This is a genomic window from Metabacillus lacus, from assembly GCF_009674805.1.
Taxonomy (GTDB): Bacteria; Bacillota; Bacilli; order Bacillales; family Bacillaceae; genus Metabacillus_C; species Metabacillus_C lacus.
In genome coordinates, this window is sequence record NZ_WKKI01000007.1 from 1 (window position 1) to 16,958 (window position 16,958).

The 16,958-nt window shown below is 44.0% G+C and carries 18 protein-coding genes; 14 read left to right on the forward strand and 4 right to left on the reverse strand.

Translation table 11 applies throughout. The annotated features are described in order from the left end of the window. Positions 1-150, reverse strand: a 150-nt coding sequence (locus GJU40_RS21340) for a helix-turn-helix domain-containing protein (RefSeq protein WP_343031432.1), incomplete at its 3' end; no start/stop codon positions are given. A gap of 244 nt (positions 151-394) precedes the next feature. Here GJU40_RS21340 and mbcS point away from each other — a divergent pair. Beyond that, positions 395-1,996: an acyl-CoA synthetase MbcS gene (gene mbcS, locus GJU40_RS06045; RefSeq protein WP_343031426.1), complete on the forward strand. Its 1,602-nt coding sequence runs from the start codon at positions 395-397 to the stop codon at positions 1,994-1,996. Positions 1,997-2,112: 116 nt separating this feature from the next. Here mbcS and GJU40_RS06050 read toward each other — a convergent pair whose 3' ends face one another. After that, positions 2,113-2,421 carry a hypothetical protein gene (locus GJU40_RS06050; protein WP_154306862.1) on the reverse strand — a complete coding sequence of 103 codons (309 nt, stop codon included), beginning with the start codon at positions 2,419-2,421 and terminating at the stop codon, positions 2,113-2,115. A gap of 671 nt (positions 2,422-3,092) precedes the next feature. Here GJU40_RS06050 and GJU40_RS06055 point away from each other — a divergent pair. After that, a complete protein-coding gene (locus tag GJU40_RS06055) occupies positions 3,093-4,715 on the forward strand; it encodes an amidohydrolase (RefSeq protein WP_154306863.1) in 1,623 nt (540 codons plus the stop codon). 60 nt (positions 4,716-4,775) lie between these two features. Here the strand turns inward: GJU40_RS06055 and GJU40_RS06060 are convergent, their stop codons facing one another. Then, on the reverse strand, positions 4,776-5,576 hold the full coding sequence (locus GJU40_RS06060; RefSeq protein ID WP_154306864.1) for an NAD kinase: 801 nt from the start codon (positions 5,574-5,576) through the stop codon (positions 4,776-4,778). A 157-nt stretch (positions 5,577-5,733) separates the two neighbouring features. Between GJU40_RS06060 and sppA the strand changes: the two genes are divergently transcribed. From sppA to GJU40_RS06110, 10 genes are all read left to right on the forward strand, one after another. Next, on the forward strand, positions 5,734-6,735 hold the full coding sequence (gene sppA / locus GJU40_RS06065) for a signal peptide peptidase SppA (protein WP_154306956.1): 1,002 nt from the start codon (positions 5,734-5,736) through the stop codon (positions 6,733-6,735). 12 nt (positions 6,736-6,747) lie between these two features. Further along, positions 6,748-7,272 carry an RDD family protein gene (locus GJU40_RS06070; protein ID WP_154306865.1) on the forward strand — a complete coding sequence of 175 codons (525 nt, stop codon included), beginning with the start codon at positions 6,748-6,750 and terminating at the stop codon, positions 7,270-7,272. A gap of 70 nt (positions 7,273-7,342) precedes the next feature. Next, entirely contained in the window at positions 7,343-8,050 is a 708-nt protein-coding gene (locus tag GJU40_RS06075; RefSeq protein ID WP_154306866.1) for a DUF2953 domain-containing protein, read from the forward strand. A 15-nt stretch (positions 8,051-8,065) separates the two neighbouring features. Next, positions 8,066-8,557 carry a GerW family sporulation protein gene (gene ytfJ, locus GJU40_RS06080; protein WP_154306867.1) on the forward strand — a complete coding sequence of 164 codons (492 nt, stop codon included), beginning with the start codon at positions 8,066-8,068 and terminating at the stop codon, positions 8,555-8,557. A 183-nt stretch (positions 8,558-8,740) separates the two neighbouring features. Further along, positions 8,741-9,241, forward strand: coding sequence for a thiol peroxidase (gene tpx, locus GJU40_RS06085; protein ID WP_154306868.1), 501 nt, complete (start codon positions 8,741-8,743; stop codon positions 9,239-9,241). A gap of 71 nt (positions 9,242-9,312) precedes the next feature. Further along, positions 9,313-10,302 carry a class I SAM-dependent methyltransferase gene (locus GJU40_RS06090; RefSeq protein WP_154306869.1) on the forward strand — a complete coding sequence of 330 codons (990 nt, stop codon included), beginning with the start codon at positions 9,313-9,315 and terminating at the stop codon, positions 10,300-10,302. A gap of 330 nt (positions 10,303-10,632) precedes the next feature. After that, positions 10,633-11,820, forward strand: a complete 1,188-nt coding sequence (locus GJU40_RS06095) for an acetate kinase (RefSeq protein ID WP_154306870.1) — start codon at positions 10,633-10,635, stop codon at positions 11,818-11,820. 135 nt (positions 11,821-11,955) lie between these two features. Further along, positions 11,956-12,792, forward strand: a complete 837-nt coding sequence (locus GJU40_RS06100) for an EcsC family protein (protein WP_154306871.1) — start codon at positions 11,956-11,958, stop codon at positions 12,790-12,792. Positions 12,793-12,799: 7 nt separating this feature from the next. Further along, positions 12,800-13,312, forward strand: a complete 513-nt coding sequence (locus GJU40_RS06105) for a MogA/MoaB family molybdenum cofactor biosynthesis protein (RefSeq protein WP_154306872.1) — start codon at positions 12,800-12,802, stop codon at positions 13,310-13,312. 63 nt (positions 13,313-13,375) lie between these two features. Then, complete coding sequence (locus tag GJU40_RS06110; protein WP_154306873.1) at positions 13,376-13,543, forward strand: hypothetical protein; 168 nt, start codon at positions 13,376-13,378, stop codon at positions 13,541-13,543. Between the two features lie 400 nt (positions 13,544-13,943). Here the strand turns inward: GJU40_RS06110 and GJU40_RS06115 are convergent, their stop codons facing one another. Beyond that, positions 13,944-15,251 carry a purine-cytosine permease family protein gene (locus GJU40_RS06115; RefSeq protein ID WP_154306957.1) on the reverse strand — a complete coding sequence of 436 codons (1,308 nt, stop codon included), beginning with the start codon at positions 15,249-15,251 and terminating at the stop codon, positions 13,944-13,946. A 114-nt stretch (positions 15,252-15,365) separates the two neighbouring features. Between GJU40_RS06115 and GJU40_RS06120 the strand changes: the two genes are divergently transcribed. Next, positions 15,366-16,127, forward strand: a complete 762-nt coding sequence (locus GJU40_RS06120; RefSeq protein ID WP_154306874.1) for an SDR family oxidoreductase — start codon at positions 15,366-15,368, stop codon at positions 16,125-16,127. A gap of 77 nt (positions 16,128-16,204) precedes the next feature. Next, a complete protein-coding gene (locus GJU40_RS06125; protein WP_343031427.1) occupies positions 16,205-16,888 on the forward strand; it encodes a metal-dependent hydrolase in 684 nt (227 codons plus the stop codon). The last annotated feature ends 70 nt before the right edge of the window (positions 16,889-16,958 follow it).

The window sequence follows — 16,958 nt, forward strand, 5'->3', positions numbered from 1 at the left end:
CGTCTTATTGATTAACTCCATTTGTTTTTGATTAGGGAAGATACGAAACTTAAACGCCTTTTTAACTAACATGATTTCACCTCGCTTTACAGGAACGCACGTTCTAATTTTACCATGACAGTGAGTGTTTTGGCTATCGCCAACCTCCATTCATCTCCCCCTTATCGCTAAGCTAAATCTCATCACGCGCTTGAAGAGGGAGTCTTCTGTCGGATAAAGATAAAGATATGCCGGCAGAACCCAGGTATCAGGCCAACCAGGATGGCGGCAATATCTCTTTCCTTGGTCACTGTATTCTCTCCATATGCTGGCATATTTTCCTAACTTGATGTTTTTAATTCAAAAGTTTTAGAAAATTTTGTACAATTAAGACAAGAATGAGAGGAGGGTTTCTGTGAAACGGGAAGAATTAATTGCGCCAGAACAGTATAACTTTGTATCTGAGATAGAAAAGTATGCAGCTGATAAAGAAAAGGTTGCCCTGATATGGGAAAATGAAAGCGGAAACAAAGAGGAACTTACCTACAAGGAACTGGTGAATGAAGCCAATAAAACAGGCAGTGCATTGTTAAAGCTTGGACTGGTTCAAGGGGACAAAGTCCTCGTGATGATACCAAGAATGGCTGAAGCATATTCAGTTTATCTTGGTGCCCTTAAAGCAGGCTTAGTCGTTATTCCCTGTTCGGAACTTTTGCGAAAGAAGGATCTGGAGTACAGAATATCTCATGGGGACGTAAAAGCAGTTGTAACCTATCATTCATTTGCTGATCAGTTTGAGGAGTTAGAAGAGCTGAATGAAAAGCTGTTTTGCCTAACTATAGGCGGAGTGAGGAAAGGCTGGTTGAAGCTTGAGGATTTAAAGAAATCTGAGGACGAATCTCTGCAGGCTGCGGATACAAGCAGACATTCTTTTGCCTTCTTATCTTACACGTCAGGCACCACAGGAAATCCTAAAGGAGTTGTACATACACATGGCTGGGCTTATGCCCATCTTCGGACTGCAGCCTCTCACTGGCTTTCTATCAGTGAAAGAGATGTTGTGTGGGCAACAGCAGGTCCAGGATGGCAAAAATGGATTTGGAGTCCTTTTTTATCTGTGCTGGGAAGCGGGGCTGCAGGTTTTATCTATAATGGGAAATTTGATCCTCAAAAGTATCTTTCGCTGCTTGAGAAATATCAAATAAATGTCCTTTGCTGCACCCCGACAGAGTACAGGCTGATGGCAAAGGTTGATAACCTGGAAAGCTACTCTCTTCCTGAACTTCACAGTGCCGTCTCTGCTGGGGAACCTTTAAACAGAGAGGTCATTGATACTTTTAATAAATATTTTCATATTGATGTACGGGATGGTTATGGTCAGACAGAAAACACCTTGCTTGTAGGTGTGCTGAAAGGAATGCAGCTTAAGCCTGGCTCAATGGGCAAACCTACCCCGGGGAATCAGGTGGATATCATTGATGAAGAAGGTTTTCCTTGCAGTCCAGGAGTAGTGGGGGATATCGCAGTTCATGTCCAGACGCCGGCGCTGTTTCAGCAATATTACAAAGACCCGGAACGAACCGCCATGCAGTTCAGGGGTAACTATTATATTACAGGTGATCGTGCAAAAAAAGATGAGGATGGATACTTTTGGTTTGAGGGCAGGAGGGATGACATTATCATCAGCTCAGGGTACACAATCGGGCCATTTGAAGTGGAAGATGCCCTGGTGAAACACCCGCTTGTCAGAGAATGTGCAGTTGTGGCAAGCCCCGATGAGGTTAGAGGATCAGTCGTTAAAGCTTTTGTCGTATTAAAAGATGGGGCAGCTGATATGGAGACCGAAAATATTGTCTTACAGCTTCAGGAATATGTTAAGAAACTGACTGCCCCCTATAAATATCCGAGAAGAATTGAGTTTGTTCAGGAGCTGCCTAAAACAACTTCTGGTAAAATAAGAAGAATAGAGCTTAGAAACAAGGAACTGGGCAATTCTAAAACAGCACAGCAGTCTTAAAATTGAGAGACAGGCAACCGCTGCCTGTCTTCTCTTATTAAGGCTCTACAAGCGACAGGACGTCGGACAGTCATGCGTTGCCACAGGACGTGGCGCTCTTAGCATGACTTCCTTTACTACGCCTTCCGCTTTTCTACATTGTCCAGCTCCGCCGGCCAGCTGCTCGAGGTCATAAGCTGTCTTGGCCACAAGGGCAAAGAACGCCCTTCCGTCCAAGCCATCTTATGCTTGTCGCAGCTGAACAGGCCGGCTCCGCTTTTCGGTTTGTCCAGCTCCGCCGGCCAGCTGCTCGAGGTCATAAGCTGTCTTGGCCATAAGGGCAAAGAACGCCCTTCCGTCCAATCCATCTTATGCTTGTCGCAGCTGAACAGGCCGGCTCCGCTTTTCGGTTTGTCCAGCTCCAGGCGCCAGCGGCTCGAGGTCATAAGTCATCTTGGTCAAGAGGTCAAAGAGCGACCTCATGCCCAAGCTGCCTTATGCTTGTCGCCGCTGAGCAGGCGCCTTCCGCTTTTCTATTTGTCCAGCTCCACCGGCTAGGCCCTCGAGGTCATAAGCCAATCATCTAAAAAAGGCAAAGAGCGCCTTTTAGAGATGCTAGTCTTATGCTTGTCGGAGCCCGACACGACGTCGGACAGTCATGCGTTGCAACAGGACGTGGCGCTCTTAGCATGACTTCCTTTACGGCGGTTGCACTTTTCACATTGTCCAGCTCCACCGGCCAGCCCCTCGAGGTCATAAGCCAATCCGGCCTGAAGGTTAAAGAACAACCTTCATACCGGCTCGTCTTATGCTTGTCAGGGCTGAGCGGCGCCTTCTACTTTTCGGTTTATCCAGTTCCAGGCGCCAGCCCTTCGAGGTCATAAGCTGTCTTGGCCATAAGGGCAAAAAGCGCCCTTACGTCCAAGACATCTTATGCTTGTCAGGGCTGAGCGGGCGCCTTCCACTTTTCTACATTATCCAGTTCCAGGCGCCAGCCCCTCGAGGTCATAAGCCACCTTGGTCAAGAGGTCAAAGAGCGACCTCATGCCCAAGCCGTCTTATGCTTGTCGGGGCTGAGCGGGCGCCTTCAACTTTTAAAATAATCGGAGGAATTTTCATGCGGACTCTTTGGTATGGAGGAGCCATTTACACGATGGCTGCTGAATTTGAGCAGGTTGAAGCTGTTTTGACAGAAGGAGGAAAGATTGTTGCAGCAGGGACTTTGGATGATCTGAGGCATATGCCTGGAGAGATTAACAGAGAGAGAAATCTTCATGGGCAAACAATGATTCCCGGACTGGTGGACAGCCATCTGCACTTGATTGGTCACGGAGAAAGACTGCTGAGGCTCGACTTGACGGAGTGCAGCACGATAAAAGAGGTGCTGCAGCTGCTTCAGGAAAGAGCGAAGTCCCTTCCTCCCGGTGAATGGCTGATAGGGGAAGGATATAATGAGAACACTTTGGAGGAAAGAAGAATTCTTCATAGATTCGAACTTGATGAAGCATTGCCGAATCATCCAGTTTTACTGAAAAGAATTTGCCGGCATGCCATGATTGTAAATACCAGCGGGCTGGAGGCTGCGGGTATCCGTCATGATACCCCTAATCCAGATGGCGGCGTAATTGACCGGGATGATCACAATGAACTCACAGGCTATCTTTTGGACAGGGCTCAAGAGGCTGTTTATGAATGCCTTCCTGACGTATCATCGCACTATCTGGAGCATGCATTGAGAATGTCTATTGAGGATTGTCTCTCTAAAGGACTGACAGGCGGGCATTCTGAAGATCTGTCCTATTATGGAAACAGCCGCAAAACCTTTCATGCTTTTCAGCAAGTGCTGGGTGCCGAAAAAACAAAGTTCAGAGCACATCTGCTGGTCCATCATACAGTTGCGGAAGAGGTTCTGCTTCGCTGCAGTAACGAACAAACCGAGTTTGTTGAGCTGGGGGCCATGAAAGTTTTCGCCGATGGATCACTCGGAGGAAGAACAGCGCTTTTGAGCGAGCATTACTCAGATGACGAAACAACAAGCGGAGTATCCATTCATTCACAGCAGGAGCTGAACCGCCTTGTGAAAAAAGCGAGAGATATGCAAATGGAAGTTGCAGTTCATGCCATTGGTGACAAAGCATTTCAAATGGTATTGAATGCAATTGAGGAGCATCCTCCGGCAAAAGGGAAGCATGACAGGCTCATTCATGCGCAGATATTGACTCCTGAGTTAAGGATGAGGGCCAGTAAACTTCCTGTTATTCTTGATATTCAGCCTGGATTCGTCGTAAGCGATTTTCCCTGGGTGGAGGAACGTCTTGGAATTGAGCGGTTAAAGGAAAGCTTTGCCTGGAAAACGCTTTTAGAAGAGGGCTTTCATTGTGCAGGAGGATCCGATGCCCCGATTGAACCCCTTTCTCCTATTTATGGCATTCATACGGCTGTTAACAGAACCTCCAGCCATTCTCCGGATTTGAAGGAGAGTATGGAAAAAGAAAAGCTGACTGTATTTGAAGCGGTAGCCCTGTATACAGCTGGAAGTGCCTATGCAATACATAAGGAGCATCAGCGGGGACTGATAAAAGAAACTTTCGATGCGGATTTTACAATTCTAAGCCGTGACATCTTTCAGGTTCCGCAGGAATCTATAAAGGATATAACAGCATCCATGACTGTAGTGGCAGGAGAAATTGTGTACAAGAGTGACTTCCAGCCTGAAAAAGAGCCGCTGCTGCCTAATTAAAGGCAGGGCGGCTCTTTTGTAACAGGTTGTTTTTCAATTACAGGAACAGCCTGCGGCTTTCTATAGAAATGTTCTTTTTACTTTTTCCCAAAAAGAATTGTCTTTCAGTTTAACTGTTTTAATTTTTTTGCCGCTTAACGAAATCTCCAGCTTTTCCACATGGCGGATACTGAGAGCTTCATTATCCATCCCAATGACAGGATAATCATTTCCATCCTGTATAATTTTAAGGGTAAGCTTTCTTTCACCGCTGAGAATGAAGGAGGAACCAAGTGTCCTATATTCATTATTATTGAGAGAAGCGAGTTCGCTTACTTGTAGGCAGTCGAGCATCGGATCAACCACAGCGCCGTTAACTGACTTGGAATATGCGGTGCTGCCGGTCGGTGTAGCCACAATCATGCCGTCTCCCCTGAAGGTTTCAAAATGAAGGTCATCTATGTAGACGTCCATCGCAAAAGTTTTGATGATGCTTGAGCGGATAGAGCATTCGTTCAAACATTGAAAAGATGTCCCATGGTCTGCTGTCACAGTGAGTACAGGATATCTTCTGACTTCTATTTGCTCCTCCATCATTGCTTCTATCATTTTGCCTGTGTCATCAATGCTGAAATCACAGTACAGGCTGACATTCCCTTTTGTTGTTACCCCCACGTACAAGCAGTCATCCCTGAAATTCGATTGTCGCACTGCCTGCAAGAAAGTGCCGTCACCGCCGATGCTGACGATAATATTTGCCTGATGGTGATCTTCAACAACTGTAAACCGATATTTTTCAGCAAGCTCGATCAGGGAGCGCACCTTATCTGCCAGTTCTTTTTCCTGCTTGTAAAAAAAGTAAACATTACTGCGATCAGCCATTCAAATTCCTCCCTTTGGATTGGAAAGTATCTCCACACATAGAAAAAAAGTATGGTAAAATACTCTTTGTGTTCAGTGTACCATTTTTTTATGAGAGAGCAACGTTTTGGAAAAGGATACAGCACTTGGAAAAGAGGCTGAAAAAGGAGGAAGAGTGATGAACGGGAAAAGATGGAGTGCGCTCATTATTGCGGCTGTATTGTTTGTATTTGCTTCTATCACAAGCATACTTAGTATTGCAGGAGAACAGCAAAGCGCTTTTTCAGAAGCTTTCAGTTCTTCGGAAGCTTTTAGTGAAAATGTCTTAAGAGAAGGATCGCCAAACCAGAAAATTGCAGTGCTGACTGTTGATGGCGTCATACAGGATACTGGAGATGCTGGTTCACTTTTTGCAACAGGAGGTTATCATCATCAAAATTTCCTGAAAATGATCGACAAGGCTGCCCAGGATGAGAGTATTCAGGGCGTTATTCTGAAAGTAAACTCTCCCGGCGGAGGAGTCGTTGAAAGTGCAGAATTACATAAGCATTTAATGAAATTGAAAGAAGAAACCGACAAACCGGTATATGCTTCTATGACAACGACAGCAGCTTCAGGCGGCTACTATATTTCAACTGCAGCAGATAAGATTTTTGCTGCTCCTGACACTTTAACGGGATCTCTCGGTGTTATTATGCAGGGAATCAACTACAGCGGGCTTGCTGAAATGTACGGCGTGGAATTCAATACAATAAAAAGCGGGCCGTATAAGGATATTATGTCTCCTGCCAAAGAGATGTCAGAGGAAGAAAGAGACATCCTGCAGTCTATGGTAGACAATGCTTACCAAGGATTTGTAGACGTGATTGCCGAAGGGCGGGACATGTCTGAACAACAGGTGCGCAGCATTGCTGATGGCAGAATTTATGACGGACGTCAGGCAAAAGAGAACAATCTGATTGATGAATTGGCCTATTTTGACGATGTAATCGAAATACTAGGGGAAGATCTTGAGCTGAGTAATCCACAAGTGATTGAATATAAATCAGGAACAGGGCTTGGTTCACTTCTTTCCATGAGTTCTCAAAAGATATTCAGCGATGACTTCAAATTATTATCTATGCATGAACTCTTTACCCGGCCGAATTCGTCTCGCCTGATGTATTTATATGCTGAATAAGGAGGGTTCCAAATGGATGCAACGGTAAATGAAATAAAGCAGGAACATCCTCCTGTTGAAAGCAGAAAGATTGAATACCAAGAATATTTCAGTGGATTCTGGATAAGATTCTGGGCATATTTATTAGATTTGCTCATCATCATGAGCATTAACGGCATTTTAGTAAACCCTGTGTTTCGCCTTGCTGGATGGGAAACATCAGGAAATATGTTTGCACCGGTCAGCATCATCAAAGCCATTGTGTTTTTTGGATACTTTGTGCTGTTGACAAAATATCTCGGCCAGACCCTTGGGAAGATGACGTTTGGCATAAGAGTTGTCTCTTTGCATCCTGAGGGGCTGTCTTGGAAGACCATTTTGTTTAGAGAACTAGTGGGACGATACATCTCAAAAACGATTTTTATTGGCTATATCATTACGGCTTTTACAAAGAAGAAACAGGGCCTGCACGACCTGTTTGCTGATACTGCAGTTATCCATCAAGACCTTTACCTGAAAAAAGAGACGATGATACCTGCATCAAACACTCCCCAATAAACCTGCCATGAGGCAGGTTTATTTTTTTTGCACAAGGGCGATAATGAGGGATTGAAAGGAAGTGTGTACGGTGTGGTGGATATTATGGCTTTTTCTTATACTTGCTGCGGTTTTTATCCTGATGATTCCTTTTTTACGCATGACCATAACAATCAGCTTGAAACATATTGGGGATGATGACAGCATCAGCATCAAATTCAGAACTTTATTTGGGCTGCTGCGTTATACATTGAGAATCCCTATGGTGAAGGTGGACAATAGCTCCCCTGGTATTGAGCTAAGGAAGGAAAAGAATTTTGGGGAGGATCGGCAGGTGCCAGACTCACAGAAGCACTACGATAAAATAACCAAGAAAGATGTCCTGACTGATATTAAGGATATAAAGGAACTGTTAGAGCATATTGTTACTTTTCACGAGATAGTGAAAAGGTTTTTCCGAAAGGTAACTGTCACAAAGTTTGAATGGCATTCTCAGTTTGGTATTGGAGATGCTGCTGCAACTGGAGTACTGACCGGTGCAGCATGGTCCATTAAAGGGGCGCTGATTGGGATCCTAAGCAGTTATACCAGGCTATCGGTCCTGCCAGCCCTAAGCATTACTCCTGTTTTTGTACATAAAGATTCAAAAACAGTTCTGCACTGTATGATTCATTTCAGAATCGGGAATGCTATTTTGGCAGGGTTGCGTGTTTTGAAACATTGGAAGGGAGGACTTCCTTTTATCAGAAATCGTCCTTTTCCTTTCCTAACTCGCCAGCAGAATAATAAATCGGTCTAAGGAGGCAGAATTACTATGAGTGAACATCCAATACAAGGGTTAATGAAACATGCCATGGAAAATTTAAAAGAAATGATTGATGTTAACACCATTATAGGCGATCCTGTGGAAACACCGGATGGGAGCGTCATTCTAACAGTTTCCAAAGTTGGTTTCGGCTTTGCTGCCGGTGGAAGCGACTATAATGTTGCCGGCTTGGAAGAGCGCGGGGGCGACCATAACAGTGAACGCAAGATTCCTTTTGGCGGCGGTAGCGGTGGCGGTGTATCCATTACTCCTATTGCATTCTTAATTGTAGGAGCAAATGGAATCAAAATGCTTCATCTTGATGAGAGTACACATCTTTACGAAAAAATTCTCGATTCAGCGCCTAAGGCTATCGAGAAAATTCAGCAGATGTTTTCAAGCAAAGATAATGAATCCGGAGAACAAGGCGGAAAGCCGCTTCAAGCTCAAAACAGCATTTATGCAGAAGAAAAACAGGAAAAGAAGGATTTGGAATTTTAAAGCCAGCTGCTTGTCAGTTGGTTTTTTTATGTTGCTATGGCTTTTTGCTGTAACTGCTGAACCAGAAAAAACTGCCCGCCAGGTATCTGTCGTGAGTTGTTCCAGCCGAATCGTGTTCATTGCAAACTTTTCTGAAAAGCATTATAGTTACACTGTATATAATCTATCAGGGAGGCTGGTAATATGGCGAAAATCACGTTTAAAGGGAAAGAGGTTACTTTGCTGGGCAGTGAGTTAAAAGCCGGGGATAAAGCACCGGATTTTACAGTGCTTGCAAATGATTTATCTGAAGTTACTCTAGCTGATTCCAAAGGCCGTGCCCGTTTAATTTCAGTGGTGCCTTCTATTGATACAGGCGTATGCGATGCACAGACAAGAAGGTTTAATGAGGAAGCTTCGCAGCTGAACAATATGTCTGTCCTGACCATTAGTACAGACCTGCCGTTCGCTCAGCGCAGATGGTGCGGTGCCAACGGGATTGAAAATGTCCAAACGTTGTCCGATCACCGTGACATGTCATTCGGAGAAGCATATGGTGTATACATAAAAGAAATGCGCCTGCTTGCCAGAGCCGTATTTGTAATTGACAGCAATGATCAGGTTACCTATGCAGAATATGTGAGTGAAGCTACCAACCACCCGGATTATGAGGCTGTCATGGAGGCAGTCAGAGCGTTACAGTAAATGTTCAAACAAGCCTCAGTGTCAGTTAGATACTGAGGCTTTTCCATTAAAAGAGTTCAGGAGGAAAATACATGCAAGGCGGTACAAAAGTAGAAAAACTATTTGCAGGCATTAACGAAACTGCAGACTTGCTGGCAAGGGAGCTGGATCTTTCCTATATCGAAGCAGTGGCGGAAACAGGAGAAAATATGTTTCATGAAGCAATACTGCAGGAAGGACTAAGCGAAGTAAGTGAAAGGAAGCTGAATGGGGTTTACAGGCAGCTCCTGCTTGCCCAGTATAGCAAAGAAGAAATCCGAAAATCTTTTCAGCTTGCCATTTTAAAGGGATTAAAAGAAGGTTCCTCCCCTAACCACCAAATGACCCCTGACACTGTAGGAATTTTTATGGGCTATTTGGTTTCAAGGTTTACGGAGGGGCAAAACCATCTGACTATATTGGATCCTGCTGTAGGAGCGGGGAATCTTTTAACTACTGTTCTAAACAATCTGGGTGAACGAGAGGCTGAAAGCGTCGGTGTTGACGTGGACGAACTGCTCATTAAACTCGCATATATAAACGCTAATCTTCAAAAACACCCTGTTCAATTTTTTAATCAGGACAGCCTGCAGCCGCTATTGGTCGATCCGGCAGATATTATTGTCAGCGATCTGCCTGTCGGGTATTACCCAAATGATGCCGGAGCAAAGGCTTTTAAGCTTGCAGCAGAAAAAGGGCATTCCTATTCACATCACTTATTTATTGAACAAAGCCTGAACTATGCAAAGCCTGGAGCCTATTTGTTTTTGGTTATTCCAAATCAGCTGTTTCAATCTCAACAAGCTGATAGTCTGCGGGCCTATTTGAAAGAAACAGCATATGTGCAGGGACTCCTGCAGCTTCCGCTTTCCATGTTCGGATCTGAGAACCATGGCAAAAGCATTTTTATTCTTCAGAAAAAAGGTGAAGGAATTCAGCCGCCAAAAGAAGCCATGCTGTCAAAACTGCCGAAATTCAGCGATGCTGCTGCCATGAAATCTATTACCAATCAAATGAATACATGGTTTACTAACAACAAGTAAAGGTAAAAAGTAAAGGGATAAAAAATGAGGAGACCGAATACAAGGTCTCTTTTTTGTACCCTCATGAATACAAAGGGAGATACCCGCTGCATCCTTGTAACCGAGTGAAAAACAACGCAGAAGTTGAAAACAGAGTTCAAGAAAAACAGACTGCTGATCTTTTTCAGAAAATAATAACATTTGACTGTAAACGATTGCATCCTTTCAACCTACTTGAAATGTATAACTTGCAGTGTTTAAATGAAAAAGTCAGATATTTTTCGGGAGTTTGTAAAGAATAAATATGTGTTGATATCCAAGCGGTACATAATATAAAGGAGCGGTAAAAATATGGCAAAAGTTATTGCAATTAATGCAGGAAGTTCTTCCTTAAAGTTTCAGCTGTTTGACATGCCGTCAGAAGAGGTTGTAACGAAAGGGCTTGTTGAAAGAATCGGACTTGATAATTCTGTCTTTACCATTAGCGTAAATGATGAAAAGCAAGAAGAAATAACAGACATTGCAGATCACGCAGTGGCGGTGAAAATGCTTCTTAATAAGTTGACAGACCTTAACATTATTGAATCTCTTGATGAAATTGAAGGGATTGGACACCGTGTAGTACATGGAGGAGAGCTGTTCAATGACTCTGTACTGATCACTGAAGAAACTCTGGAACAGATTGAAGAGCTGTCCGACCTTGCTCCGCTTCATAATCCTGCAAACTTAGTAGGAATACAAGCCTTCCAAGAGGTGCTTCCTAATATCCAGGCAGTTGCAGTGTTTGACACAGCATTCCATCAATCCATGCCAGAGCAGTCTTTCCTGTACAGCCTTCCTTATGAATATTATGAAAAGTACGGCATCCGCAAGTACGGTTTTCACGGCACATCACATAAATATGTTTCTCAAAGAGCAGCAGAACTGCTTGGACGTCCTGTCGAACAGCTGAGACTTCTTTCCTGCCATTTAGGAAATGGAGCCAGTATTGCTGCAATTGAAGGCGGAAAATCTATTGATACCTCCATGGGCTTTACGCCGCTGGCTGGTGTAGCAATGGGGACACGCTCAGGTAATATCGACCCTGCTTTAATTCCTTTTATTATGGGCAAAACAGGGAAGACAGCTGATGAAGTTCTTGATATTCTTAATAAAAAGAGCGGATTGCTGGGTGTTTCCGGTTTATCAAGCGATCTTCGCGACATTCAGCAGGCTGCGGAAGCAGGAAATGACAGAGCCAGAACAGCTTTGGAGGTTTTCGCTAACCGTATCCATAAATATATCGGTTCTTATGCTGCAAGGATGTCAGGAATTGATGCCATCATCTTTACAGCCGGGATTGGTGAAAACAGCATTGAAATTCGTTCCCGTGTTTTAAAAGGGCTTGAATTTATGGGTGTTTACTGGGATCCTGCATTAAACGAGGTTAGAGGCGAAGAGGCATTTATCAGCTACCCTCACTCTCCCGTAAAGGTTCTTATTATTCCTACAAATGAAGAAGTGATGATTGCCAGAGACGTTGTACGTTTGACGCAATAACCATCACAGAAAAGGCGGTCCCAACAGGGCCGCCTTTTCTTTTGCATATCTGACTGTTTCTTGAGCTGCAGCCAAGGAAACGCTCCCAGATTCTTTATGCTATAATGGAGGAAAATAAAGGACGGGGGGAAGGTAATGAATTTTTCAAAAAGTGAACAAGTACTCCTGGATGAACTTCAACAATGGGAGAACAAACTGACAAAGAATGAAGGTTATGAACTGCCCGCCGCCTGGCATAACTGGGCTGAAAAGCAGATGGCTTCCATTCCGCCGGAACTTAAGAACAGTTTAACTCTCAAGCTGGATACTGCTGTTTTCCATTTAAACGCCTTCCTGCAAAGCTCCAGCCTGCAGCTGTCTGCCAGGGAGCAGATTTTAAAATCTGCTGCAGCAATAGACAGCCAAGCACGTGAAATAACAGATTTGAGAAATTTAAGCATAGACCAGCTGAATTATATAGCTGATATTCAGCTGTCAAAACAAAGGCTCTATTCATTGGTGCAAGGAGGGCTTACAGGTGCGGGAGGTTTGTTGTTTTTAGGGGCAGACCTGCCTGCGGCTATGATCCTGCAGCTGAGAACAGTTCAAACAGCGGCCCTGTGCTACGGCTATGAATTGAATACTCCCTATGAAACTATGACGATACTAAGGGTCTACCATGCGGCTCTCCTGCCGGGAAATCTGAAGAGCGCACGATGGAAAGAGCTCACAGAAGAACTGTATGAAAGGAAAGAAGAGCCGTTTTTCTATGATGGACCTGAAGAAATTGCGGACGAAGCAAGTTTAAGAGTTTATATAGGGCAGATAGCGAAGCTTTTTGTCCTATCTGCTTTAAGAAAAAAAGTACTCCAGGGAATACCGGTTTTCGGGTTGATTGCAGGGGCAGGCATTAATTACAAGCAGACCCGTGAGGTTGCCCAATTTGCTCAGAAATATTACCAGCTTCGAACTTTATCAGAGAAGAAAGGGTGAATGAAATATGAGCATTGTTCAGCATAGAGATCAAGCGCCTGCAAGTGTAGCAATCAAGGTGATTACTGTCAGTGATACGAGGAAGAAGGAAGATGACAGGAGCGGCGAGCTGATTGTATCCCTATTGAAAGAAGCCGGACATCAACTGATCGGGCATATCATTGTGAAAGATGAAAAATCCTTAATTAGAAGTGCTCTTTTGGATGGCTGTGAAAATAAAAATATAGATGCGGTGATTACGAACGGCGGTACAGGCCTGGCAAAAAGGGACGTTTCCATCGAAGCTTTAAAAATGATTGTTGAAAAAGAAATACCTGGTTTTGGAGAACTTTTTCGAATGCTCAGCTATCAGGAAGGCTTAAAGTCAGGAGCAATGATGAGCAGGGCTGCGGCCGGGATTTCGATGGATACAGTGGTGATCGCTCTTCCCGGTTCAACAGGAGCTGTAAAGCTTGCAATGGAAAAACTTATCCTTCCTGAGATAGGGCATCTTGTCTTTGAGGCAAAAAAAGATCTTTAGAGGTATATACTTTTCGCTCCTTCACAATAATAGAAAGACAGCTTGAATGAGGAGGAGTAGGATATGAGCGGCGAAAAAAGAATTACCCGGCAGACTTATTATTATGATCACCTTGGAGAACTTGAAACCAACTATCAAATTGCTGATGCCTACAGCAGCGGGGTCGTTGAACAGCAGTATGATTTGAATTTTCTTCAGGAGCAGCTCAGGCATTACCGGAAGGATCTATAAAGAATACTGTAGTGACGGTCAAAACAGAACATAGAAAAAAGCCATCAATCTAGATGGCTTCAGACTGTCGAGAAACTCTCGACAGTCTTTTATTTTTATCTGAAGTGTTTTAAATATTTGGATACCTGGACACAAGAGACTAAGCTTTGCGGCGCTGAAGGCAGTTAGGGGTTCATTAAGAAAATGCTCTTGCTGTAACTGGTTTTTTGCTTTGTTATACGATTTCAGAGTTACTATAACAAAACATCATATTCGTTACACAACTGAAGTCAATTCCAAAGCCAAAATTAACATAGTAATTGTATATAGCCTTTTCTACAAAAAAAGCGAAAGCCCGACGCTGTCGCTCAGCTTGTGGAGAAAGGTACTATATGTTTCTTCCACAAGCTCAAGCCATCAATCAAGATGGCTTTTTTCTATGTTCTATAGCTGCATGTAATAGTATATAAAAGGCAGAAGTTATAAAAAAACAAAGAAACCCAGGTGATGCGGCTTCAGGAAGACTGAAATAAAGAATTACCCCAAGAGCGATGGAAGCTCCTGCCGGCCAATTGATTCTCTTTGCGTTAAGAATATCTTCTTCTGAGATTCTGCATTTTTTTACAGCTAAAAAATCTGCTGCAATGACACCGGAAAGAGGGATCACAAAAGCACCGAGAAACGAAATATAGGCGGAGGCGCTTGTTACAAGGGAAGGCATTGTGCTTAACAGCACTGCTGCGGCTCCAAAAACTGCGGCACTGCGGATCCTCCCCAGTGAAGGAATGAAGTTAAGCAGGCTGAATCCTCCCGTATAGGCATTGCTTAAGTTAATTGAAAACATCGAGAGGATAGCACATAAAAAAATCCCGCCTGAAAGCAGAGGGTGGTCCGTCAGCAATGATGCCGCAACAAATGCATTATATTCCGCAAAAGCAGCGGCACTCGTGACTGCAAGAAATGCAGTCATCATGAATCCGGCCAGGTTTCCTGCGAAAATTCCTGCCATTCCTTGAACGGGAGTCTTGGCATATCTGGTCATATCAGCCGAAGCACTTACTCCAGATACATATTGAACGAACACAAGGCTACCATACAACATGATGGTGGAGAAAGGTGCAGCAGATTCTGCAGCATTGTTTGCAAGTGTTTTGAATGAAATTGTAGTAGAGTATAAATAAAGAGTGACTACCTGTCCTGCCAGCAAGAAAGGAAGAAAAAATTTGGCAGCCTTTTTGACTGCTTGAAAGCCCACTGCTGCAGTCACGACTATCAGCAGGCTCAGCAAAACAGAAACAATAATGGAATTGGGCGTAAAGCCTGTGTATGTTCTGATTGTTTCCATCACAATCATGGAACCCCCGATGGTTTGCACGGCAAACCAGTAAAGGGAGGTAGCTGTCCGTACCGGTGAGGCCAGATTTCTTGATAGCTGATATCCCAGTATCGAACGAAGGGCATACTGGCCTGGTATTCCCTTTAGGGAGCCGGGAAGTGATAGCAGAGACACAAAGATAAACGCAAGGGCAGCACCACATACAGTGGTGAAGAACGCTTGAGTGATACTGAGTCCGCCCTGAAGGACTGCGAGAGCGGGAAGCAGGAAATTGCCTGCATTTACCGAAAAAGCAAACTGTATAATAAAATAATCATGCCACGGTGTTTGTCTCAAATGGGCAGGTACAGGCTCAAGGCCAAACTGCTCTATTCCCGACCGTTTTTCCAACATGTGAGCCACAAGGGTTCCTCCTTAAAGGATTCATTATGATTATTGTAAGGCTCAAGGTAAAGAATCACAATCATACAAATATGTATTCCATAAACTGAGAGAGGGGCTGCATAAATGAGACATGCACTGGTAACTGCAGGCTCAAAAGGACTAGGAAGGAAGGCAGCCGAGCAGCTGCTTGAAATTGGACATTCAGTGACAGTTACTTACCGCCGGGATACAGAGGGAGTAAGGGAGCTGCAGGAGAAGTATTCCAAGCTGTCTGACCGGCTCCTTTTTATCCAGGGAGACGTTACAAAAAAAGAAGATCTATATAATATGGTAGATGAAAGTATTGCAGCCTTTGGAAGGCTCGACTTTCTGATTAATAATGCCGGTCCCTACATCTTTGAAAGAAAAAAACTTGCCGATTATACAGATGATGAATGGTATAACATGGTGGAAGGAAATTTAAGCGCCGTTTTCCATTTGTTTAAAAGAGCTGTTCCCCATATGAGAAAACAGGCATTCGGAAGAGTCATTACATATGGTTTTCAGGGGGCCGGCCATGCACCGGGCTGGGTGAACCGTTCCGCTTTCAGCGCTTCTAAGACCGGAGTTGCATCTTTAACAAAAACAATCGCACTGGAAGAGGCGGAAAACGGGATTACCGCGAACATGATTTGTCCCGGCAATATTGTTGGAGAAATGAAAGAGGCAGGAATCATTGATGCCAGGCAAATGACCGGCATCAGCAATACACCGATAGGCAGATCTGGAACTGGTGAGGATATTGCCAGGCTTGTTGCATTTTTGTGCGAAGAGGATTCTGACATGATTACGGGCTCTGTTATAGAAGCAACCGGCGGAGCAAACGTCATTTACAGATTTCAGTAAATGAGGATGGTTTTTGTATGACTTCTGTGAGCATGTTTAGTACGATAGGGATGATAACAAGTTCAAAGGAGTGAAGCGTGTTGAAAGTATCGTATCATGGACATTCTGTAGTGAAAATCGAGGCTAACGGAAAAAGAATTTTGATTGATCCATTCATCTCGGGAAATCCCCAGACTGACCTGAAAGCTGATGAAGTTCAGGCGGATGTGATCCTGCTGACGCATGGCCATTCGGACCACGTGGGGGATACGCTCTCCATTGCTCAAAATAATGATGCTCTCATTGTGGCTCCTTTTGAGCTTGCCACATACCTTGGCTGGAAAGGTGCCAGGACTCATCCCATGTCCATAGGCGGCTCTTATCAGTTTGAATTCGGAACAGTAGCGCTGACACAGGCATTTCACAGTTCAAGCTATACAGAAGAGGAAGATCAGAAAATCATTTATACCGGCATGCCGGCAGGAATACTGTTTACTGATAATCAAAAAACAATTTATCATGCAGGTGATACAGGCCTTTTTACTGATATGAAAATGATTGGTGAGAGAAACAAGATCGATATTGCATTTCTGCCAATTGGAGATAATTTTACAATGGGACCAAAAGATGCTGTCACAGCAGCAGAGTGGCTGCAAGCCAAGAAGGTAGTGCCGATTCATTATAATACGTTTCCGGATATTGAACAGAATCCAGAGGACTTTGTCAGCAGCCTTCCTGAAGGAGTTGGCACGGTTTTAAAAGCTGGAGATACAATAGATTGAATGTTGCAAAGCCGGCTGATATGGACCGGCTTCTTTTTTTGCCGTTTTCTGCATAGAATGAAACAAGCAG